At 62.3% G+C, this 21,514-nt stretch carries 17 protein-coding genes; 4 read left to right on the plus strand and 13 right to left on the minus strand.

Annotated features, from left to right (window positions below):
• Window positions 1-24: 24 nt before the first annotated feature.
• The 6 genes from ACJ8QF_RS08705 to ACJ8QF_RS08730 form a co-directional block, all read right to left on the minus strand.
• A complete protein-coding gene (locus ACJ8QF_RS08705; RefSeq protein WP_015378745.1) occupies window positions 25-1,314 on the minus strand; it encodes an MFS transporter in 1,290 nt (429 codons plus the stop codon).
• Between the two features lie 90 nt (window positions 1,315-1,404).
• Window positions 1,405-2,421 (minus strand): Zn-dependent oxidoreductase, encoded by a 1,017-nt coding sequence (locus tag ACJ8QF_RS08710; protein ID WP_161800768.1) that lies wholly within the window; start codon window positions 2,419-2,421, stop codon window positions 1,405-1,407.
• 5 nt (window positions 2,422-2,426) lie between these two features.
• Window positions 2,427-3,641 (minus strand): D-mannonate dehydratase ManD, encoded by a 1,215-nt coding sequence (gene manD, locus ACJ8QF_RS08715; protein ID WP_154870949.1) that lies wholly within the window; start codon window positions 3,639-3,641, stop codon window positions 2,427-2,429.
• A gap of 168 nt (window positions 3,642-3,809) precedes the next feature.
• Complete coding sequence (yegS, locus tag ACJ8QF_RS08720; protein WP_015378742.1) at window positions 3,810-4,715, minus strand: lipid kinase YegS; 906 nt, start codon at window positions 4,713-4,715, stop codon at window positions 3,810-3,812.
• Between the two features lie 466 nt (window positions 4,716-5,181).
• A complete protein-coding gene (gene trhP / locus ACJ8QF_RS08725; protein WP_004941558.1) occupies window positions 5,182-6,534 on the minus strand; it encodes a prephenate-dependent tRNA uridine(34) hydroxylase TrhP in 1,353 nt (450 codons plus the stop codon).
• 178 nt (window positions 6,535-6,712) lie between these two features.
• Window positions 6,713-7,051 carry a YegP family protein gene (locus tag ACJ8QF_RS08730; RefSeq protein ID WP_004941561.1) on the minus strand — a complete coding sequence of 113 codons (339 nt, stop codon included), beginning with the start codon at window positions 7,049-7,051 and terminating at the stop codon, window positions 6,713-6,715.
• Window positions 7,052-7,388: 337 nt separating this feature from the next.
• On the opposite strand from ACJ8QF_RS08730, the gene ACJ8QF_RS08735 reads away from it, so the two are divergent.
• Both ACJ8QF_RS08735 and ACJ8QF_RS08740 read left to right on the plus strand, forming a co-directional pair.
• Window positions 7,389-7,652: an antitoxin gene (locus ACJ8QF_RS08735; protein WP_004941563.1), complete on the plus strand. Its 264-nt coding sequence runs from the start codon at window positions 7,389-7,391 to the stop codon at window positions 7,650-7,652.
• Window positions 7,653-7,655: 3 nt separating this feature from the next.
• Window positions 7,656-8,045: a type II toxin-antitoxin system VapC family toxin gene (locus ACJ8QF_RS08740; protein WP_004941566.1), complete on the plus strand. Its 390-nt coding sequence runs from the start codon at window positions 7,656-7,658 to the stop codon at window positions 8,043-8,045.
• Between the two features lie 7 nt (window positions 8,046-8,052).
• Here the strand turns inward: ACJ8QF_RS08740 and baeR are convergent, their stop codons facing one another.
• The 6 genes from baeR to ACJ8QF_RS08770 are packed head-to-tail and all read right to left on the minus strand — an operon-like array spanning window position 8,053 to window position 19,038.
• The gene (baeR, locus tag ACJ8QF_RS08745; protein WP_004941568.1) at window positions 8,053-8,769 is read right to left on the minus strand and encodes a two-component system response regulator BaeR; all 717 of its coding nucleotides are present in this window, start codon (window positions 8,767-8,769) and stop codon (window positions 8,053-8,055) included.
• Window positions 8,769-10,151 (minus strand): two-component system sensor histidine kinase BaeS, encoded by a 1,383-nt coding sequence (gene baeS, locus ACJ8QF_RS08750; protein WP_004941570.1) that lies wholly within the window; start codon window positions 10,149-10,151, stop codon window positions 8,769-8,771. The genes baeR and baeS overlap by 1 nt, the downstream gene beginning before the upstream one ends.
• On the minus strand, window positions 10,148-11,578 hold the full coding sequence (gene mdtD, locus ACJ8QF_RS08755) for a multidrug transporter subunit MdtD (protein WP_187212328.1): 1,431 nt from the start codon (window positions 11,576-11,578) through the stop codon (window positions 10,148-10,150). The genes baeS and mdtD overlap by 4 nt, the downstream gene beginning before the upstream one ends.
• Window positions 11,579-11,588: 10 nt before the next feature.
• Window positions 11,589-14,669: a multidrug efflux RND transporter permease subunit MdtC gene (gene mdtC / locus ACJ8QF_RS08760; protein ID WP_442537455.1), complete on the minus strand. Its 3,081-nt coding sequence runs from the start codon at window positions 14,667-14,669 to the stop codon at window positions 11,589-11,591.
• Window positions 14,666-17,785: an MdtB/MuxB family multidrug efflux RND transporter permease subunit gene (locus ACJ8QF_RS08765; RefSeq protein ID WP_442537456.1), complete on the minus strand. Its 3,120-nt coding sequence runs from the start codon at window positions 17,783-17,785 to the stop codon at window positions 14,666-14,668. The genes mdtC and ACJ8QF_RS08765 overlap by 4 nt, the downstream gene beginning before the upstream one ends.
• Entirely contained in the window at window positions 17,785-19,038 is a 1,254-nt protein-coding gene (locus ACJ8QF_RS08770) for an MdtA/MuxA family multidrug efflux RND transporter periplasmic adaptor subunit (RefSeq protein WP_004941577.1), read from the minus strand. Before ACJ8QF_RS08770 ends, ACJ8QF_RS08765 begins: the two co-directional genes overlap by 1 nt.
• Before the next feature lie 272 nt (window positions 19,039-19,310).
• Here ACJ8QF_RS08770 and ACJ8QF_RS08775 point away from each other — a divergent pair, with 272 nt between their 5' ends.
• Both ACJ8QF_RS08775 and ACJ8QF_RS08780 read left to right on the plus strand, forming a co-directional pair.
• A complete protein-coding gene (locus tag ACJ8QF_RS08775) occupies window positions 19,311-20,264 on the plus strand; it encodes an aldo/keto reductase (protein ID WP_369324193.1) in 954 nt (317 codons plus the stop codon).
• A gap of 61 nt (window positions 20,265-20,325) precedes the next feature.
• Window positions 20,326-20,943, plus strand: coding sequence for a pyridoxamine 5'-phosphate oxidase family protein (locus ACJ8QF_RS08780; protein WP_004941582.1), 618 nt, complete (start codon window positions 20,326-20,328; stop codon window positions 20,941-20,943).
• Here the strand turns inward: ACJ8QF_RS08780 and ACJ8QF_RS08785 are convergent.
• A complete protein-coding gene (locus ACJ8QF_RS08785; RefSeq protein ID WP_154870952.1) occupies window positions 20,940-21,506 on the minus strand; it encodes a GNAT family N-acetyltransferase in 567 nt (188 codons plus the stop codon). The two genes, ACJ8QF_RS08780 and ACJ8QF_RS08785, sit on opposite strands and share 4 nt — an antisense overlap.
• Window positions 21,507-21,514: the final 8 nt, after the last annotated feature.

The raw sequence follows: 21,514 nt of genomic DNA on the forward strand, positions 1-21,514 counted from the left end.
GGGGCGAAGCCGCCCCGTCTGGCGTTAGGGTTTTAAGATTTGCACGCCCGCCGTTGCGCGCGGCGCCTTGATCACCAACAGCACCAGCAGCGCACCCAGCGCGGCGACGCCGCCCGCCAGCATAAAGGCGCTGTCGAATTTGCCGGTGTTCTGCACGATGTAGCCGGTGGCGATCGGCCCGATGATGCCGGAGACGCTGCCGATCAAATGAATGAACCCGCTGGCGCCGCCGACCCGGGATTTATGCACCACGTCCTGGATGATCGCCCAGTAGAGAGCGCCGGTAATGTAGAGGAAGAAGATCGACACCGACATCAGCATCACCGCTGGCACCACGCTGCTGACGGTGCCCGCCAACGCCACGCACACCGCCGCCGCCAGCAGGCTGGTGACCAGCACGATCTTGCGCGACAGCAGCAATTTGCCGGTGATGTTGAAGATCTTGTCGGAAATATAGCCGCCGAGCGCCAGCCCGACGAAGCCGACGATCCACGGGATCATCGTGGTCAGGCTCATCTCTTTGATGTTCAGGTTGTGCGCCTGCACCAGATACGAGGGGAACCAGCTCAGGAAGAAGAACAGGATGTAGTTGTAGCAGAAGAAGGCGAAGGCGGTGACCAGAATGATCGGCTGCTTCAGGTAGTAACCCAGCCCGTGCGGGGCGTCGCTCAAGGCGCTTTCCTCGCCGAGATTTTCCTGTTTCAACCGTGCGATCAGCGCCCGTTCTTCGTTGCTGACGCGTTGGCTTTTCGCCGGGTTATCCGCCACCACGAAGAACCACACCAGCATCCAGACGATGCCGATGGCGCAGATGATCATAAACGCCGGCCGCCAGCCGAACGCCAGCGCCAGATAGCCGACGATCGGCCCGGCCACCGCGCCGCCCAACGGCGAACCGGCGCTGAGCAGGCCCACGGCGGTCGCCGCCTGTTTCTTCGGGAACCAGCCGTTGATCATCTTGTTGGCCGAGGCGCAGATCGGCCCTTCGGCCATGCCGAACAGGACGCGCAAGATCAGCATTGAGTAAAAACCGGTGGCGATCGCCGTCATGCCGCAGAAAATGGACCACAGGCCGACCGCCACGCCCAACACCAGCGTCGGGCCGAAGCGGTCGACCGCCAGCCCGCCGACGAAGTTGAAAATGGCGTAGCCGAAGAAGAAGCTGCCGAAGATCAGACCGAACTGTTCGGCGTTCAGCATCAGATCCTGTTCGATCATCGGCACGGTGATCGACAGCGCCACGCGGTCGAGGTAGTTGATCATGTAGACCATGAACAGCAGGAACACGATGGTCCAACGCAGGTTTTTAAACATAAAGCGCTCCACTGGGTGTCGTTTTAATCGTGATGCTTCGTTGTTTGCACGGGCGGCGGGCGCCGCCCATGCCCCGATGCCGCCTTGGCGTTACTCGAACTGCAGCAGCACCTTGCAGCAGGTGCGCTGATCCCGCTCGAACATCTGCATCGCCCGTTCGACGTCGTCGGCGGGTACGCAGTGGGTGAGCAGCCGCTGCGGGTCTAGCTTGCCGTCCGCCATCCAGGCGATCACCTGCGGAAAGCGCGCGCTGTTCAGGCGCGAGGAGAAGATCGACAGCTCCTTGCTGGTGATGCTCTGCTGGGTCAGGGTGCAGGCGTCGCCGGAAAAGCCCATGATGCCGATGCGCGCCGCCGGCGAAGCCAGCGCGATCGCCTCCGGTAAAATGGCGGGGTGGCAGGCGGCATCGACGATCAGCGTCGGCTGAACGCCGCGCTGTTGCAGCGCCTGCGGCAATGCGGCCTCGGCGTTGTTGAATGTTTGGTCGGCGCCGTTGGCGCGCGCCATCTCCAGCCGCTCGGCGATGCGATCGACGACCCACACCTGCCTGACGCCGTACACCCCTTTCAGCGTCTGGATCACCGTGAGCCCCATCGGCCCGGCGCCGTAGATCAGCGCGATGTCGTCGGGGCGCGGTTGCAGATGGGCGGTAATGTTGGCGGCGATGCTGAAGGGCTCGATCATCGCGGCGTGGCGATCGCTGATGGCCGGCGGAACCGGATAGGCGTTGCGCGCCGGCACGCAGGCATAGTCGCTGAAGCCGCCGTCGCGGTGCACGCCGATCACCTGCAGCGAGGTGCAGACGTTGGGGCGGCCGACCGAACAGGGATAGCAGTGGCCGCAGCTCACCACCGGGTCTACCGAGACGCGTTCGCCGAGGCGCGCCGGATCGACGCCTTCGCCCAGTGCATCGATCAGGCCGAAGAACTCGTGGCCGATCACCCGCGGGTAGCGGGCGAACGGGTTATGGCCGTGATAGATATGGACGTCGGAGCCGCAGATGCCGGCGAATTTCACCTTGACCCGCACCTCGCCGGCCGCCGGCTGCGGCAGCGCGCGCGTCTGCAGCGCCAGGCGCCCGGGCTGTTCGATCACGACGCTGCGCATGGTGTTTACCAGTTCCATAAGGTGCCATCCTCCAGACGCGCGACCGGCAGGTAGGCCGGTTCATAGGGGTAACGGGCCGCCAGCTTCTCATCAAACTCGATGCCGATGCCCGGCCTGTCGCCCGGATGCATATAGCCGTCGTCGAACGTCCAGCTGTGCGGGAACACCTCGAGCATTTGCTCGGAATAGCCCATGTATTCCTGCACGCCGAAGTTCGGCACCCACAGATCGAAGTGCAGCGCCGCCGCCATGCAGATCGGCGACAGATCGGAAGGGCCGTGTGAACCGGTGCGCACCTGATACAGCGAGGCGAAGTCGGCGATGCGCCGCATGCCGGTAATGCCGCCCGCGTGCGTCAGGGTGGTGCGGATGTAGTCGATCAGCTGTTCTTCGATCAGCTGTTTGCAGTCCCAGATGCTGTTGAACACCTCGCCGACAGCGATCGGCGTGACGGTATGCTGGCGGATCAGGCGGAAACAGGCCTGATTTTCCGCCGGCGTCGGATCTTCCATCCAGAACAGGCGATATGGTTCGGCGCTTTTACCGAAGCGCGCCGCTTCAATTGGCGTCAGGCGGTGGTGCATGTCGTGCAGCAGGTGCTCGTTGAAACCGAACTTGTTGCGCACCGCGTCGAACAGTTTGGGGGTGAAGTCGAGGTATTTTTCCGTCGACCACAGCTGCTCTTCCGGCCAGTCGCCCTTAGTGGCCGGCTCATAAGCCTGGCCTTTGCCCTTGGCCATGCCGTAGGTGGTTTTCATGCCCGGCACGCCGCATTGAACGCGGATCGCCTTGAAGCCTTGCTCTTTATGTTTGGCGTAGTCGTCGAGCACTTCGTCGATCGAGTGGCCGGTGGTATGGCAATACACCATCACTCCCGAGCGTGAGGCACCGCCCAACAGCTGATACAGCGGCATGTTGGCGGCCTTGGCCTTGATGTCCCACAGCGCCATGTCGACGGCGGAAATGGCGGACATGGTCACCGGGCCGCGCCGCCAGTAAGCGCCTTTGTAGAAGAATTGCCAGAGGTCTTCGATCCGCTGCGCGTCGCGGCCGATCAACTGCGGGCAGAGGTGATCTTTCAGGTAAGAGGCCACCGGCAATTCGCGCCCGTTCAGCGTGGCGTCACCGAGGCCGATGATGCCGTCATCGGTGGTGATTTTCAGCGTGACAAAGTTGCGCCCCGGGCAAGTGACGAACACCTCGGCGTTGACGATTTTCATAACCTTCACATCCTGTAGCTGCGGAGAGATAGCGCGAAAATACGTCATGAACTAACTACCATACAAGTATTAATTAATGAATTTGCCGGAGAGGATCACATTTGATCGTGCGCGGAAACGGGTGAACAGAGGGGAAGAAGCGGGGCGCAGCGGCTGCGCCCGACAAGATCAGCCCAGCAGGGCGCAGTTAGGCGGCAGGCGGCATTCGATGGCCTGCGGCAACACTTCGATACGGAAATGGCGGCCTTTGAGCGGTTCGCCGTCGAGGTTGAAGGTCATCTCATGCGGCGCGTCGATCTCGAGCCACGGCAGCGCCGCGCTGAGGATGCTGTTGCTCTCTTCGTCGTTGAACAGGGCGGCGACCAGCGCCGGCAGCAGTTCATCGGCGATCAGCAGGCGCAGCTGCAGCAGGCCGTCGTTGATCAGCGCGCTGGGGCACAGTTCCTGGCCGCCGCCGGCCTGTTTGCCGTTGCCGATGCCGATCACCAGCGCCTCGCCGGCCCAGCGGAAGTCCGGCCCGCGGATTTCACAGCGGTCGGCCTGCAGCGTATCCATGCGCAGCAGGCCGTGCACAAAGTAGGACACGCCGCCCAGCGCCGCTTTCAGCTTCTCCGGCGTTTCGGTGGTGATGCGGGTGCCGAAGCCGCCGGTGGCCATGTTGATGAAGTAGCGCTCGCCGTTGACCTTCGCCAGATCGATCGGCACTGAACGGCCCTTGATCGCCAGCTGCAGCGCCAGTTCGGGGGACGGAGGGATATTGCACGCCATGGCGAAGTCGTTGGCGGTGCCGAGCGGCAGGATGCCCAGCGCCGGCCGGTTGTGCGCCGGCAGCTGCACCAGCGCGGCGGCCACTTCGTTGATGGTGCCGTCACCGCCGCCGGCGACGACGGTACCGACGCCGAGCTGCGCGGCTTCCGCGACATAGCGTGCGGCATCGCCGTGCTCCCAGGTGACGCGCACGTGCAACGTTATCTGTTCTTTGCGCAGCCGGTTGACCGCCTGACGCAGCTCTTCGTTACCGGCGCCTTTGCCGTTGATGATAAGCAGGGCGGACGCATGTGAGTGTTGAGGCATTGCCGATATCCTCCGGCGGAAAACCAAGAATGCCTCAAGATAAACCAGCTGCCGCCACCAGGCCATCAGAATATTCAGCTAATTCCGCTTATTTCCCGGCGCTCAGTGAATATGAAGCAATGCGAATTTATCTGAATTTTACGCAGAAATAAGCGAAGTGTTAAAGAAGCGAGGATTAATCGCTGTAGCATTATTTATATATCGAAGCGGCGTGATTATTATTATTAAAACGGATACCGGGAATAAGTTATGGAAATAGGCATGGTGGAAAAAATAGGTGCACCCATAAAGAAAAAGCCAGCCCAAGGGAGATTGGGCCGGCTAAGGAGGTGGTTCCTAGTATTGCTATGCAAATATTTTCGTTGTTCGTTTTAAGCAGCGTGATAGTAACCAAGCTGCGCGCGCATTGATGTGATCCAATTCTAATATTTGCTAAAAATCGCCGCCGAATGACGGCGATTCATTTTTATGCCCCGGCGCTATTTTCTTCCGCCAAATTGCGGATCAGCAACGCATAATTGAGATCGATATCCTGCGGGATCGGCAAATAAACGATATGGCCGTTGCCCGGCGCCACCTCAATCGATTCGCCTTTCTTATTTTGCATGCTCTCGAGGGTGAACACCACGTTGCCGCCCGGCGTCATCATTTCGACGCTGTCGCCGAGCGCGAACTTATTCTTCACGTCGACTTCCGCCCAGCCATCACGGCGCACGCCGGTGAATTCGCCGACGAACTGCTGGCGCTCGGAGAGCGAGGAGCCGTAGTCGTAATTCTGCTGCGCTTCGTGCACGTGGCGGCGCAGGAAGCCTTCGGTATAGCCGCGGTGCGCCAGGCCTTCCAGCGTGGTGAGCAGGGTCGGATCGAACGGTTTGCCGGCGGCCGCGTCGTCGATGGCGCGGCGATAGACCTGAGCGGTGCGGGCGCAGTAGTAGAAGGACTTGGTGCGCCCTTCGATCTTCAGCGAATGCACGCCGAGCTGCGTCAGACGCTCCACGTGCTGGATGGCGCGCAGATCCTTCGAGTTCATGATATAGGTGCCGTGTTCGTCCTCGAAGGCGCTCATATATTCGCCTGGCTTTTGCGCTTCAGACAGCATGAACACCTTGTCGGTCGGCGCGCCGATGCCCAGCGTCGGCTCGACGGTTTGCACCGGGATCGGTTCGTGCAGGTGCACGATATTGCCGGTGTCATCCTCTTTGCCTTCCTCCGCTTTGTACTGCCAGCGGCAGGCATTGGTGCAGGTGCCCTGATTGGGATCGCGCTTGTTGATGTAGCCGGACAGCAGGCAGCGGCCGGAGTAGGCCATGCACAGCGCGCCGTGGACGAAGATCTCCAGCTCCATGTCCGGCACTTCGGCGCGGATCTCGGCGATCTCTTCCAGCGACAGTTCACGCGACAGGATCACGCGGGTCAGGCCCATTTGCTTCCAGAACTTCACCGTCGCCCAGTTAACGGCGTTGGCCTGCACCGACAGGTGGATGTCCATCTGCGGGAAGGCTTCGCGCACCATCATGATAAGGCCGGGATCGGACATGATCAGCGCATCCGGGCCCATATCGATAACCGGCTTCAGATCGCGCAGGAAGGTCTTCAACTTGGCGTTGTGCGGGGCGATGTTCACCACCACGTAGAACTTTTTGCCCAGCGCATGCGCTTCGTTGATGCCCTGCGCCAGATTCTCGTGGTTGAACTCGTTGTTGCGCACCCGCAGGCTGTAGCGCGGCTGGCCGGCGTAAACCGCATCGGCGCCGTAGGCGAAGGCGTAACGCATATTTTTCAGCGTGCCGGCCGGGGAGAGAAGTTCTGGTGTAAACATAGTGTGTCTCGGTCTGATTTCAGGTCAGCACCACGCCACCTGATGGCGCAGTAAAAGCGGGGGATTGTAGCCGCAGCGCGGCAAGAAATCAGCAGTTAACCGGATTTATTCAAGGGAGATTGATCCCGGTCAAACGGAAAACGCGCGGTGGCCGCCACCGCGCGGGTGAAACGGGGGATCAGGCGCTCAAATCGCGGATATCGGTGGTCGGGCCGTTTTTTATCACCGACTGGATACCGTTTTTGGCCGCGCTTTCGGAGCTGTACATTTCGCTGACGCCGATCACCTGATGGTTCTTGGCCTTCAGCACAAAGTAGGGCTGATTGCTGGCGCTGTGCTTCAGTTCGTACTGCGCTTCGTGCGGTGAATTGGTCTGCACCGAGGCGATGCCGTTCTCCGCCGAGGCTTTGCTGGCATACATCTCGCTGGCCAGAATGATCTCGCCGTTACTGGCTTTCAGGTTGAAGTGGTACTGTCCGTTCTTTGCTTTTTTCAGCTCGTAATGACCGATTGCCATGGTTCTTCTCCTGTAGGTTCCGATTCGTGATGTAAGTGTAGCCAATCGCTTGAAAATCGGCGGCTAAACCTCACAGCAGCTTAGTTGAAAAAATGCGCAGTTTTTTTGCGCCGGCGCGGAGTTTTCGCCCGAGAGGCACAGCGCCGCACGGGAAGCTAAGGGAGAAGGCGTGATTGCGCAGTGCGCCGCATAACGAGGGGAACAGGGTGTCACCTCGTGAGATTGTGCGTTACTGTTTGGCCGTTTCGTCAATGTGGATGAAAAATGAGCGATACATCTTGGCATCGACACGCTACAGGCATATGCTTTGGCCTATGCCTGCTGTGGAGGTGTCGAGATGGAAAGGATCGCAAAGCTGTTTAAAAACGGCAGAAATCAGGCGGTGAGGTTACCGGTGGAATTTGAATTTGATACGGATCGTGTCTATATCCGTCGCGATCGGGAGGGCAACGTGATTTTATCCAAATATCCGGCAAAGCCGGACAGCTGGGCACCGCTGCTGAGCATTATCGCCCAAACGCCGGTGCCGCAAGAGTTTCTTGGCGCGGAAGATCGTCAGCAAGGGGTTGCCGACCGCGATCCCTTCTCAGAGGAAGAGTAGGCGATGTACATGTTTGATACCAACACCGTCAGCCACTTGTTTCGGCAGCATCCGCAGGTGCTTAACGTCATGGAAAAGCTCCCGCCTTCTGCCGTATGTATTTCCAGCGTCACGGAGGCGGAACTGCGTTATGGTGTGGCTAAACGGCGGAACAAGGCGTTGCAAAGCATGGTCGAGGCCTTTCTTGCTGCGGTGACGGTCTATGCATGGGATAGCGAGGCCGCCCGCTGCTACGGTGAAATGCGGGCAAACATGGAGAGAAAGGGCAAAGTCATGGGCGCGATGGATCAACTGATCGCCGCTCACGCGCAGAGCCGTGGCGCGACGCTGGTGACCAACGATCGCGCATTCGCCATGGTGCCCGGGTTGGCGGTTGAAGACTGGACGCGCTGATTTCTCCCTAAACCCCATTCATCAGCCGGCAGGGCTCGGCTTCCCAGCGGTAGCCCACGCCGTATACCGAGCGGATAAAGGATTTTTCCCCATCGATCAGTTCCAGCTTGCGGCGCAGGTTTTTGATGTGGCTGTCGATGGTGCGGTCGGTGACCACCCGGTAGTCGTCGTACAGGTTGTTCAGCAGCTGCTCGCGTGAAAACACGTTGCCCGGCTGGCTGGCCAGCGTTTTCAGCAGTCGGAACTCCGCCGGCGTCAGATCCAGCAACTGCCCCTGATAGCTGGCCTGGAAGCGCGGTTCATCGATATGCAGCAGGTCATCTTCCCGCGCGTTCTCCTGCGGCCGATAGCTGCGGCGCAGGATGGTTTTCACCCGCGCCACCACTTCGCGCGGGCTGTAGGGTTTGCAGATGTAATCGTCGGCGCCGATCTCCAGCCCCAACAGGCGGTCAATCTCTTCAATTTTCGCCGTCACCATCACGATGGGCACGTCGCTGAAGCGGCGCAGCTCGCGGCACACCGTCAGGCCGTCGGCCCCCGGCAACATCAGGTCGAGCAAGATCAGCGCCGGCGGATGCTGGTGCACGGTCGGCACCACCTCATTGCCGTTGGTCAGCCAGCGGGTGGCGTAGCCCGCCGCCTGGAGATAATCCACCAGCAGCTGGCCCAGCTTGGGCTCATCTTCAACAATCATGATCTGCACGGGTTGATTCTGAATGTCCATCAGGGCGCCTTATTTTTTATCGGGGTAGCAAATTCTACTGTAATGCGCACGCCGCCTAAAGGCGAATGCTCGGCGCGGATTTTCCCGTCGTGCGCTTCCACGATGTTGTGGCAGATCGCCAACCCCAGCCCGGAACCGCCGCTGGCGCGGTTGCGTGAACCTTCCGCCCGGTAGAAACGTTCGAAAATGCGCGTCAGTTGCTGATCGCTGATGCCCGGCGCGCTGTCCTGCCAGTAAAGAAGCAGCCGCCCCGGCTGCAGTTCGACGCCGATCTCCAACCGGCCGCCGGCGTCGGTGTAACGCAGGCTGTTTTCCAGCAGGTTATTGAACAGTTGGTTCAGGCGATCGGGATCGCCGAACAGCGGCGCCTGGGCCGGCAGATGGGTGACGATCTCCAGCCCTTTGGCGCGGAAGCGTTCGCGAAAGGCGGCGACGGCGATCTGCACCAGGTGCACGCAGTCCACCGACGCCTTGCGGTAGGCCAGCGCGCCGAGATCGGAGAGCGACAGCTGGTGCAGGTCGTCGACCAGCTTGGTCAGGGTGGATACCTCGGCCTGCAGCGAACTGAGCGACGCCGGCGTCGGCTGGCGCACGCCGTCCTGCAGCGCCTCCAGTTCGCCGCGCAGCACTGCCAGCGGCGTGCGCAGCTCATGTGATACATCGGCCATAAAGGCGCGGCGCATCTGCTCGTTTTTTTCCAGCGAGGTGGCCAACTGGTTGAAGTCGTGCGCCAGCCTGCCCAGTTCATCCTGGCTGCTGACCGCCACGCGGGTGGTGAAATCGCCCGCCGCCAGGCGGTGGGTGCCCGCCACCAGGCGCTTGACCGGGGCCAGCATGCCGCGCGACAGCAGCCAGGTCACCGCCGCCGCCAACAGGGTGGAGAGCGCGACGATAATCCAGCTGGTGCGCCGCTGCTGCCGATCGAAGTTGATGTCGGTATTGCGCGTCAGGCGCTCGACCGGGGTGGTGAGCACCCAGCCGACGATCTCGTTGTTGTAGCGGATCGGGTGGCGCGGCCCCTCCTTCGGCAAGGGGCCCGAATGCCCGACCAAGCGATTGAACTGGCTGTCCACCACCCAAAACTGGGTGCGCCACCCCTTGGGCGGCAGATTGTGGCTGCTGTCGCTATTCTGCTCGAACGAACGCATGATCTGGTAGACCACCTGATCGTTATTGCGCAGGAATATCCAGTTGCCATGATGGCTGTACTGTTCTTCCAGCGCTTCGCTCAGCATGTTGATGCGCTGCTCGTTGCTGCTCTTGATGTAATCGATAAAGCCGCGCTCAAAGCTGACGCGCACCCCCCAATGCATGGTGATCAACACCAGCATGCAGGTAGCGAAAATGGCCAGGAACAGTTTTCCGGTAATGCCTATCCTCATTGCAACCTCGTTGAGCCGGTACCCGGCTCTTTGGTCAGCGTGCGGTTGGGCGCGCTATCGGCCGGCACGCGCGCGAAGGCCAGCGCGGGCAGAGCGATAATCAACGCCATACAGCCGTAGCTGTAAATAAATGCGCTGTGGATGGCCGGGCTATCGGCCACCACCTGGTGATGGGCGAAGCTGCCGATCAAGATGCCGGCGACGCTGACGCCGAGGCTCATCGACAGCTGCATGACCATCGACAGCAGGCTGTTGCCGCTGCTGGCCAGCCGGTCCGGCAGATCTTTCAGCGTCAGGGTGTTCATCGCCGAGAAGCGCAGTGAGTTGATCATCCCCTGGAAGAACAGCACCACCGGCAGCAGCCACAGCCAGCCGAGCATCGCCGCCAGCAGGAAGCTCAGGCTGACCAGCGCCAGCAGCAGCGTGGCGGCTACCAGCACGTTGCGGTAGCCGAAGCGGTTGACTACCTGCACTACGATGCGCTTCATGCCCATGCTGCCGATGATCATCGGGATCATCATCAGCCCGGCGTGGAACGGCGAGAAACCCATGCCCACCTGCAGGAACAGCGGCGTCATGAACGGCAGCATGCCGCTGCCGATGCGCCCCAGCAGGCTGGCCAGCAGCCCGATTTTGTAGGTCGGGGTGCGCAGCAGCCGCAGCGAGAACAGGGCGCGGCTATTGCCGTTGGCATGCCAAACATACCCCAACAGCGCCGCTGCGCCCAGCGCCACCAGGCCGGCGATGGCGCCGCCGGACAGCCCCATGCCTTTATGGCCGTCGAGCGCCAGCGTCAGCGACGCCATGCCGATCGCCAGCAGGATAAAGCCGCTGAGATCGAAGCGGCGGGTCTGCATTTGGTAGTTGGGCATCAGCAGCAGCGTGGCGATGGCGCCCACGATGCCCACCGGAATATTGATCAGGAAAATCCAGTGCCAACTGGCGTATTGCACCAGGAAACCGCCCAGCGCCGGCCCCATCAGCGGGCCGATCTGGCCCGGCAGCGTCACGAAGGTCATCGCCGCCATGTACTGCTCGCGCGGCACGATCTTCATCACCGTCAGGCGCCCGACCGGCACCATCATCGCGCCGCCGACGCCCTGAATCACGCGCGAGGCGATCAGCTCGTTCAGGGTTTCCGAGCGGGCGCAGAGGAGGGAGCCGAGGGTAAACAGCACGATGGCGCTGAAAAACACCCGCTGTACGCCGATCTTGTCCGCCAGCCAGCCGCTGGCCGGCAGCATCACCGCCACCGTCAGCACATAGGAGACGATCACCGACTGCATGCGCAGCGGGTTCTCCCCCAGGCTGGCGGCCATTGAGGGCAGGGCGGTGTTGACGATAGTGGTATCCAGCGTCTGCATAAAGAAGCCGAATGCCACTATCCAGAGTTGCCAGCGTACGGTGGCGGCGTGTTTCATCAGCATCGGTCGGCCATTAATGGGGCAGCGGGGCCAGTTGCTTGTTGCGGCGGAACTTCGCCTGCAGCCGGTCGAAGTAAAGGTAGACCACCGGGGTGGTGTACAGCGTCAGCAGTTGGCTCATCACCAGGCCGCCGGCGATGGTGATGCCGAGCGGCTGGCGCAGCTCCGCGCCGTCGCCGCGGGTCAGCACCAGCGGCAGCGCGCCGAACAACGCCGCCAGCGTGGTCATCATGATCGGCCGGAAACGCAGCAGGCTGGCCTGGAAAATCGCCTCGCGGGCGCTGATGCCGCCGTTGCGCTGCGCCTCGAGCGCGAAGTCGACCATCATGATGGCGTTTTTCTTCACGATGCCGATCAACAGCATGATGCCGATCAGCGCGATCAGGCTGAACGGCGCGCCGAACAGCTCGAGCGCCAGCAGCGCCCCCACGCCGGCGGAAGGCAGCGTGGAAAGGATGGTCAGCGGATGGATATAGCTCTCGTACAGCACGCCGAGCACGATGTACACCGTGGCGATCGCCGCCAGGATCAGGATCAGCTGCGACTTCAGGGTGTCCTGGAACACCTGGGCGGTGCCGGCGAACGCGCCGCGCACCGTAGACGGCACGCCGAGCTGAGTCATGGTGCGCTCGACTGCCGCGGTGGCGTCCGACAGGCTGCCGCCGTCCGGCAGGTTAAAGGAGACGGTCGAGGCGGCGGACAGCCCCTGATGGTTGACCGACAGCGGCGCGTTGGCCGGCCGCCAACTGGCGAAGTAGGAGAGCGGTATCGCTTTGCCTTCGTTGTTGATGATGAACATTTTGTCCAGCGAACTCACGTCCTGGGTATAGGGCGGCGCCACTTCCATCACGACTTTGTATTGGTTGAGCGGTTGGTAGATGGTCGAAATCTGTCGCTGGCCGAAGGCGTTGTTCAACAGGTTGTTGGCGTCGGACACCGAAATGCCGAGGCGCGCCATGGTTTCGCGATCGTAGACCAGATCCATCTCCGAGCCTTTATCCTGCTGATCCGAGTTGACGTCCGCCAGCTCGGGCAATGCGGCCAGTGCGGTGCGGATCTTCGGCTCCCATTCGCGCAGCGCGGCGAGATCGTCCGCCAGCAGCGTATATTGATAGCTGGCGTTGGCCTGCCGGCCGCCGACGCGGATATCCTGCACCGCCATCAGAAACAGGCTGGCGCCCGGTTCTTTGGCCAGGCGGGCGCGCAGGCGGGCGATCACTTTCTGCGCGTCGTCGCTGCGTACCGACAGGGGTTTCAGTGAGATGAACATCGAACCGCTGTTGGTGCGCGAACCGCCGGTAAAACCGGTGACGTTTTCCACGTCCGGATCTTCGCGCACGATTTTCATGAAGTCTTCCAGTTTGCCGCGCATCGCCTGGAACGAAATGCTTTGGTCGGCCTGGATAAAGCCCATCAGACGCCCGGTATCCTGTTCCGGGAAGAAGGTTTTCGGGATGCTGATATACAGCCAAACGTTGAGCGCAACGGTGGCGAGGAACACCGCCAGCACCCAGCGCGAGTGGCCGAGCACCCAGTTCAGCGAGCGCCCGTAGCCCTGCTGCAGCCCCAGCAGCATTTTACCGAAGCCGCGCGCCCGCCGCTGCGAACGCGGCGGCTGGTGGCGCAGCAGGTAGGCGCACATCATCGGCGTGAGCGTCAGTGAGACGATCAGCGACAGCCCGATCGACACCGACAGAGTGACGGCGAACTCGCGGAATAGCCGGCCGGGCAGGCCTTCCATCAGCAGCAGCGGGATAAACACCGCCACCAGCGAAACGCTCATCGACAGCACGGTGAAACCGACCTCCCGCGCGCCCAGCAGCGCGGCGTTGATCGGTTTCATGCCGGCCTCGACGTGGCGGGAAATGTTTTCCAGCACCACGATGGCGTCGTCCACCACAAAGCCGGTGGCGATGGTCAACGCCATCAGCGACAGGTTGTTGAGGCTGAACCCGCACAGATACATGGCGGCGAACGAGCCGATCAGCGACACCGGTACGGCGACCGCCGGGATCAGCGTGGCGCGCCCGGAGCGCAGGAAGATGAACACCACCAGGATCACCAGCCCGATGGCGATCGCCAGCGACTGCTCCACCTCGGCCAGCGACGCGCGGATGGTCGGCGAACGATCCTGTGCGACGTTGAGTTGAATCGAAGCCGGGATATTCTCCTGCAGGGCGGGCAGCTCGGCGCGAATGCGATCGACGGTTTCGATGATGTTGGCGTCCGGCGCGCGGCTGATGGCCAGAATGATCGCCGGTTTGGCGTCGGTCATCCCGGCGTTGCGCACGTCTTGCACCGAGTCTTTGACCTCGGCCACGTCGGCTAAACGCACCGCCGAGCCGTTGTTGTAATGAATGATCAGCGGACGATAAGCATCGGCGGTTTTCAGCGCGTCGTTGGCCTGGATCTGCCAGCGCTGCTGCGGGTTTTCCACGGCGCCCTGCGGGCGGCGCACGTTGGCGTTGGCGATGGCCTGCCGTACGGTGTCCAGCGACACGCCCTGATTGAACAGCGCCGAAGGGTTCAGCTCCACCCGCACCGCCGGCAGCGAGCTGCCGCCGACGGAAACGTCGCCGACGCCCTCGGTCTGGCTGATCTTCTGCGCCAGCTGGGTGGAGGCGAAATCGTAAAGCTGCCCCTGACTGTAGGTGTCCGAGGTCAGCGTCAGGATCATGATCGGCGCGTCGGATGGGTTGACCTTGCGGTAGCTGGGGCGGCTCGGCATGCCGGTCGGCAGCAGGCTTTGCGCGGCGTTGATCGCCGCCTGCACGTCGCGCGCGGCGCCGTTGATATCGCGATCGAGATCGAACTGCAAAATGACCCGGGTACTGCCGAGCGAGCTCATCGAGGTCATTTCGTTAACCCCGGCGATGCGGCCCAGCGCGCGCTCCAGCGGCGTCGCCACCGAGGACGCCATGGTTTCCGGCGAGGCGCCCGGCAGCGACGCGCTGATCGAAATCACCGGAAAATCCACCTGCGGCAGCGGCGACACCGGCAACATGCGAAAGCCGATCGCGCCGCTGATGGCGATGGCCAGCGTCAGCAGGGTAGTGGCCACCGGCCGGTGAATGAACAGGGCGAAGAATCTCACGGCAACTCCTGCGTATCCGGCTGGCGATGCGTGTTGCGCGCCAGTTTGTCAAACAGCAGGTAGATCACCGGCGTGGTGAACAGCGTCAGGATCTGGCTCATGATCAAACCGCCGACCATACAGACGCCGAGCGGATGCCGCAGCTCCGCGCCGACGCCGGTGCTCAGCATCAGCGGCAGCGCGCCGAGCAGGGCTGCCAGCGTGGTCATCAGGATCGGCCTAAAACGCAGCAGGCAGGCCTGATAGATGGCGTCGCGCGGCGATAAGCCCTGCTCGCGTTCCGCCGCCAGCGCGAAGTCGATCATCATGATGGCGTTCTTCTTCACGATGCCGATCAGCAGGATGATGCCGATGATGGCGATCACGTCCAGCTCGCTGCCGGCCATCATCAGTGCGAGCAGTGCGCCGACCCCGGCGGTCGGCAGGGTGGAGAGGATGGTCACCGGGTGAATGAAACTTTCATACAGCACGCCCAGTACGATGTACATCGCCACTACCGCCGCCAAAATCAGCCACAGCGTGCTGCCGAGCGCCGCCTGGAAGGCCAGGGTCGCCCCCTGGAATTGGGTGGTGATGTCCCTTGGCATGTTGAGATTTTTTTCCGCCTGGGTGACCGCGTCCACCGCTTCGCCGAGCGAGTAGCCGTCGGCGACGTTGAACGAAACGGTGGCCGACGGGAACTGATCGAGATGGTTGACCGACAGCGGGCCGAAGCGCTCTTCGATTTTGGCGATGGCGCTCAGCGGCACCACGGCGCCGTCGTTGCCGCTCAGACGGATCTCATTGAGCGCCGCCAACCCCGGTGTCGCGCTGACGTCGTGCTCCAGCACCACGCGGTATTGGTTGGCCTGGGTGTAGATGGTGGAGATCAGGCGCTGGCCGAACGCGTTGTACAGCGCATTGTCCACGTCGCTCATGGTGACGCCAAGGCGGGAGGCCGAATCGCGATCGACGTTGACGTAGGCCACCAGCCCCTGATCCTGCCAGTCGCTGGTGACGTCCGCCAGCTGCGGGGTTTGTTTCAGCTCATCCATCAGCTGCGGCACCCACAGGCTGAGATCGTCCAGCGACATCGCCTGCAGGGTGAACTGGTACTGGGTGCGGCTGACCTGGGTATCGATGGTCAGATCCTGCACCGGTTGCAGGTACAGCTTCACGCCGGGGAACTGCGCCGTTTGCTGCTGCAGGCGGCTGATGATCGCCGGAATGCGGTCGCTGCGTTCGCTCAGCGGCTTCAGGTTGATCTGCAGCCGGCCGCTGTTGAGCGTGGCGTTGCTGCCGTCGACGCCGACGAACGAGGTCAGGCTTTCCACCGCCGGATCCTTGAGGATCTGCGCCGCGACCTGCTGCTGGCGCTCGGCCATGTTGCTGAACGAGACGCTCTGCGGCGCTTCCAGCGTGCCCTGAATGATGCCGTTGTCCTGCACCGGGAAGAAACCTTTCGGGATCAGCAGGTACAGCAGCACCGTCAGCGCCAGGGTGCCCACGGCCACGCCGAGCGTCAGCCAGGGATGGTTAAGCACCGTTTTCAGCCACTGGCCGTATCGCGCGATCACCCGCTCGAAAAAGCGTTCGGAGGCGGCGGAAAAACGGTTCTGCTTGCGCAGCGATTCGTGGCTGAGCATGCGCGCGCACATCATCGGCGTCAGCGTCAGCGACACCACGGCGGAGATCAAAATCGCTACCGCCAGCGTGACGGCGAACTCGCGGAACAGGCGGCCGACGATGTCGCCCATGAACAGCAGCGGGATCAGCACCGCCACCAGCGAGAAGGTCAGCGAGATGATGGTGAAGCCGATCTCGCCGGCCCCTTTCAGCGCGGCGTCGAGCGGTTTTTCCCCTTTCTCGATGTAGCGCGAGATGTTCTCGATCACCACGATGGCGTCGTCCACCACGAAGCCGGTGGCGATGGTCAGCGCCATCAGCGTCAGGTTGTTGATGGAGAAGCCGAGGAAGTACATGGCGGCGAAGGTGCCCACCAGCGACAGCGGCACCGCTACGCTGGGGATAATGGTCGCCGGCACGTTGCGCAGGAACACGTAGATCACCATCACCACCAGCGCGACTGCCAGCAGCAGCTCGAACTGCACGTCGCTGACCGAGGCGCGGATGGTGGTGGTGCGATCGGTCAGCACCTTGACATCGACCGACTTGGGCAGGCTTTTAATCAGCGTCGGCAGCATTTCGCGGATGTTGTCGGCGGTGGTGATGACGTTGACGCCGGGCTGGCGTTGGATGTTCAGCACGATGGCCTGCTGCTGGTTGGCCCAGGCCGCCAGCCGGGTGTTTTCCGCCCCTTGTTCGATGGTGGCGATATCCTGCAGGCGGATCGCCGCGCCGTTCTGATAGGCGACGATCAGCTGGCGATAGTCGTCGGCGGATTTCATTTGGTCGTTGGCGGACAGGGTGACCGATCGGGTCGGGCCGTCAAGGCTGCCTTTCGCCGAGTTGACGTTGGCGTTGCTGATGGCGGCGCGGATGGTTTCGCTGTTCAGGCCATAGGCGGCGACCGCCGCGGCGTTCAATTTTACGCGCACCGCCGGGCGTTGGCCGCCGGCCAGGGTCACCAGGCCGACGCCGGTCACCTGAGAAATTTTTTGCGCTACGCGGGTTTCCACCATGTCTTCCACCTGCGTCATCGGCATGGCGGTGGAGGTCACGGCCAGCGTCAGGATCGGTGGATCGGCGGGGTTAACCTTGCTGTAAATCGGCGGGTAGGGCAGATCGTTCGGCAGCAGGTTGGTGGCGGCGTTGATCGCCGCCTGCACTTCCTGCTCCGCGACGTCGAGCGGCAGCGTCAGCTGGAATTGCAGCGTCACCACCGAGGCGCCGCCGGCGCTTTGCGACGCCATTTGCTTCAGGCCGGACATCTGGCCGAACTGGCGTTCCAGCGGCGCGGTAATGGCGGAGGTGACTACGTCCGGGCTGGCGCCGGGGTATAGCGTCACCACCTGGATGGTGGGGTAATCCACTTCCGGCAACGCGGATACCGGCAGCGCGCGATAGCCGATAATCCCCGCCAGCAATATCGCCACCATCAGCAGCGTGGTGGCGACCGGGCGCAGAATAAACAGGCGGGACGGACCGCCGCCGGCGTTGGGAGGCATCACCTGCATCAGGACTTCCTCTGAACGTCAGGTTCGCGCTTGGCTTTTGACGTCGCAGGCGCGTCGTTCGGCGCGAGCACTTCCACCTGCATGCCTTCGGTCAGGCGATCGATGCCGTCGGTCACCACCCGATCGCCGGCGTTGAGGCCGGCGCTGATCACCACCTGCCGGCTGTCCTGCACGCCGGCGGTGACCCGATGTTTGCTGACCTTGTTGTCTTCACTGAGCGTCCAGACGAAGTTGCCTTCGTTGCCCATCTGCAGCGCGGCGGTTGGGATCACCACCGCATCGTGCAGGGTATCCACCTGCAGCCGCGCGTTGACGAACTGGTTGGGGAACAGCGCGTCATCTTCATTGGCGAAGCGCGCTTTCAGCTTGATGGTGCCGGTGGCGGTATCAATTTGGTTGTCCAGGCTCAGCAGCGAACCGGTCGTCAGCTTGTTCTGGTTGGTGCGATCCCAGGCTTCGACGCTCACCGGCCCGGCTTTTTGCGCCTTGAGCAGATCGGCGATGTTGCCTTCGGGCAGCGTGAACACTACGTCGATCGGGTGCGTCTGCGTGATCACCACCAGACCGGTGGTGCTGCCGCTGGTGACGTAGTTGCCGACGTCGACCAGTTTCAACCCGACGCGGCCGTCGATTGGCGCAGTGATGCGGCTGTAGGTGATCTGCAGTTTGGCGCTGTCGACCGCGCCCTGATCGGCCTTGATGGCGCCTTCGGTTTGCTGTACCAGCGAGGCCTGCGTATCCAACTCCTGACGGGAAACCAGATTGGTTTTCACCAATTGCTGATAGCGCGCCAGATCGCGCCGGGCGTTGGCCAGCGTGGCCTGATCTTTTGCCAACTGCCCCTGAGCCTGGGTCAGCTGCACCTGGAACGGCCGGGGATCGATCTCCGCCAGCAGATCGCCGGCTTTGACCTGCTGGCCTTCGGTAAAGTGGATCGCCATCAGCTGGCCATCGACCCGGCTGGTGACGGTGACGGTATTGGCGGCGGTGGCGGTGCCCAAGCCGGAAAGATAGCGCGGCACGGTTTGTTGCGTGGCTGTCGCCGCCTGCACCGGCGACATCGGCGCGCCGCGTCTGCCGCCCGCCGCGCGGCCCGCTCCCGTTTTACCGGCGGCCTGGTGCGCGCCCGGCGTCGTCCCGGCGGTCGGTTGGGCTGCGCTGAAATGGCGCCAGGCCAGAACGGCGACGATGATCGCAATCGCCGCAGCCAGCAGGCGCAGCAGCAGGGAACGACGTTGGGGTTTTGCATTCATGGTGGTGAAAATTCTCTCCAAAAGGCAGGGGCGCGGGCACTCATTGCCACAAAAATGACACTCCTTACAGGATACTAGTTTAGCCAGCAGGGACGGCATAAAAATGAAGGAAATATGGAGGAACCGTCAGCATTGTCTTAATAAGTGGGTGATTTGCGCGTGCTATGTTTATAAGTGATTTATTCCGGCTTATAGCCAATACGTTTTAACGATTTCCTGCATTTGGCGCTAATAATTAACAGGCAAATCATTTAACCCATGGAGCCTTTGTGATGAGCAAGAAACAACTGGGCCGTTCGGGCATTCAGGTGCCGGCGTTGACCTTTGGCGGCAACGTGTTCGGCTGGACGGCGGATCAGGCGACCTCGTTCAATCTGCTGGATGCGCTGGTGGACAATCAGCTCAACTTTATCGATACCGCCGACGTTTATTCCAGCTGGGCGCCGGGCAACCGGGGCGGCGAATCGGAAACCGTCATCGGCGAATGGCTGAAGAAGAGCGGCAAGCGCGACCAGGTGATCATCGCCACCAAGGTGGGCAAACCGATGGGCGAAGGCAAACAGGGGCTGTCGCCGCGCTATATTCAGCAGGCGGTGGAAGATTCGCTGCGCCGTCTGCAAACCGATTATATCGATCTCTACCAGTCGCACGACGATGACCGCGATACGCCGCTGGAAGAGACGCTGGCGGCGTTCGATGTGCTGATCAAGGCCGGCAAGGTGCGGGCGATCGGCGCCTCCAACTATCAGGCGGATCGCCTGGAAGAAGCGCTGCGGGTGAGCGAAAGCAACGGATTGGCGCGCTACGAAACCCTGCAGCCGGAATACAATCTGTATGCGCGCGAAGGGTATGAAGCCGAGCTGGAAGGCGTGGCGCAGCGCCACGGGCTCGGGGTGATCAATTTCTTCGCGCTGGCCAGTGGTTTTCTGACCGGCAAATACCGCAGCAAAGCGGACGAGGGCAAAAGCCAGCGCGGCGATCGCATCGTCGAACGCTACCTGAACCCGCGCGGTTTCCGCATTCTGGCGGCGCTGGATCAGGTGGCGGGTAAACACGGCAGCTCTCCGGCGCAGGTCTCGCTGGCCTGGCTGATTGCGCGTCCGAGCATCACCGCGCCGATCGTCAGCGCCACCTCGTTGCCGCAGCTGGATGAGTTGGTCAGCGCCACCCGCCTGACGCTGGATGCGGACGACATTCAGACGCTGAACCACGCCAGCGCTGAGTAAGAGCCGCCGGCGATTTTGCTCTATGCTGAAGGGGTCAATATGACTTATTCAGGAAACTGCAATGTCTGGCGATATCATCAACGACCTCGCGGCGCTGGAACAGCTTTACGGCAAACCTGCCGCGCCCTCGGTTTTTAAAGAAGTCAGCTATATCCACCCGGCGTACCGTCCGTTTATCGAGGCGGCGCCGTTTGCCGCCCTCTCGACCGTCGGGCCGGACGGCATGGATGTCTCCCCGCGCGGCGATCCGGCCGGTTTTATCCAGATCGAAGACGAGAAAACCCTGCTGTTGCCGGACCGGCGCGGCAATAATCGCATCGATAGCCTGCGCAATATCCTGCACGATAACCGGGTGGCGCTGCTGTTGCTGATCCCCGGCATCGGCGAAACGCTGCGGATTAACGGGCGGGCGGAGATCGTGGTTGCGCCGGCGGTGTTGCAGCGCTTCGCCCACCGCAACCAGCTGCCGCGTTCGGTGCTGCGCATTCGGGTGGAGGCGGTGTTCTTCCAGTGCAGCCGGGCGATCTTGCGTTCGGGGTTGTGGGAGGAGGGCCGCCGCCTCGAACGTTCGGCGCTGCCCAGCCCCGGCCAAATCTTGGCCGCGGTGAGCCAAACGCGCTTCGACGGTGAGGAGTACGACAGCGCGCTGCCGCAGCGGCTGAAGGATACGCTGTATTAATCGCCGTGGCGTTCGCGCCACGTTTGCCGGTTAAGCCGGTACAAGACGTGCTGTTGCAGCGGATGGCCCGCCGGCAGGCGCGGGTGCAGGAAGGTTTCACCGTCGAAGCGCATACCGATGCGCGTCATCACCCGGCGCGACGGCTGGTTATCTTCGGCGGTGAAGGACACCACTTCCGGCAGGTGCAGCGTGTCGAAGGCGCACGCCAGCGCGGCGCGCGCCGCCTCAGCGGCGTAGCCGTTGCCCCAGTGAGCCGCCGCCAGCCGCCAGCCAATCTCCACGCAGGGGGAGCAGGGCAGGTCGTCACCTGGCCGCGCCAGCCCGACAAAGCCGATAAAAGGCGCGCCGTCTTTCACTTCCACCGCCCACAGCCCCCAGCCGTGTTGTTGCATGAAGGCGCGGATGCGTTCGGCCTGCGCGCGGCTTTCCTCGGCCGTCATCGGCGCCGGGAAATAGCGCATCACCTGCGGATCGGCGTTAAGCGCGGCGAAGGCCGGCAGATCGTCGTCACGCCAGGGGCGCAGCCGCAGCCTGGCGCTATCGAGGGTAAGCAAGGTGGACATGATAGGGC

The sequence above is a fragment of the Serratia sp. CY81684 genome (assembly GCF_052166595.1).
GTDB lineage: Bacteria > Pseudomonadota > Gammaproteobacteria > Enterobacterales > Enterobacteriaceae > Serratia > Serratia nematodiphila.

Coding starts and splice junctions, on each gene's coding strand:
- ACJ8QF_RS08770 (WP_004941577.1), bottom strand. CDS start 19,038: ATGAATGCAAAACCCCAACGTCGTTCCCTGCTGCTGCGCCTGCTGGCT.
- ACJ8QF_RS08740 (WP_004941566.1), top strand. CDS start 7,656: ATGTACATGTTTGATACCAACACCGTCAGCCACTTGTTTCGGCAGCAT.
- baeS (WP_004941570.1), bottom strand. CDS start 10,151: ATGAGGATAGGCATTACCGGAAAACTGTTCCTGGCCATTTTCGCTACC.
- trhP (WP_004941558.1), bottom strand. CDS start 6,534: ATGTTTACACCAGAACTTCTCTCCCCGGCCGGCACGCTGAAAAATATG.
- mdtD (WP_187212328.1), bottom strand. CDS start 11,578: ATGCTGATGAAACACGCCGCCACCGTACGCTGGCAACTCTGGATAGTG.
- ACJ8QF_RS08705 (WP_015378745.1), bottom strand. CDS start 1,314: ATGTTTAAAAACCTGCGTTGGACCATCGTGTTCCTGCTGTTCATGGTC.
- ACJ8QF_RS08780 (WP_004941582.1), top strand. CDS start 20,326: ATGTCTGGCGATATCATCAACGACCTCGCGGCGCTGGAACAGCTTTAC.
- ACJ8QF_RS08710 (WP_161800768.1), bottom strand. CDS start 2,421: ATGCGCAGCGTCGTGATCGAACAGCCCGGGCGCCTGGCGCTGCAGACG.
- baeR (WP_004941568.1), bottom strand. CDS start 8,769: ATGGACATTCAGAATCAACCCGTGCAGATCATGATTGTTGAAGATGAG.
- ACJ8QF_RS08775 (WP_369324193.1), top strand. CDS start 19,311: ATGAGCAAGAAACAACTGGGCCGTTCGGGCATTCAGGTGCCGGCGTTG.
- yegS (WP_015378742.1), bottom strand. CDS start 4,715: ATGCCTCAACACTCACATGCGTCCGCCCTGCTTATCATCAACGGCAAA.
- ACJ8QF_RS08735 (WP_004941563.1), top strand. CDS start 7,389: ATGGAAAGGATCGCAAAGCTGTTTAAAAACGGCAGAAATCAGGCGGTG.
- manD (WP_154870949.1), bottom strand. CDS start 3,641: ATGAAAATCGTCAACGCCGAGGTGTTCGTCACTTGCCCGGGGCGCAAC.
- ACJ8QF_RS08730 (WP_004941561.1), bottom strand. CDS start 7,051: ATGGCAATCGGTCATTACGAGCTGAAAAAAGCAAAGAACGGACAGTAC.
- ACJ8QF_RS08785 (WP_154870952.1), bottom strand. CDS start 21,506: ATGTCCACCTTGCTTACCCTCGATAGCGCCAGGCTGCGGCTGCGCCCC.
- ACJ8QF_RS08765 (WP_442537456.1), bottom strand. CDS start 17,785: ATGCAGGTGATGCCTCCCAACGCCGGCGGCGGTCCGTCCCGCCTGTTT.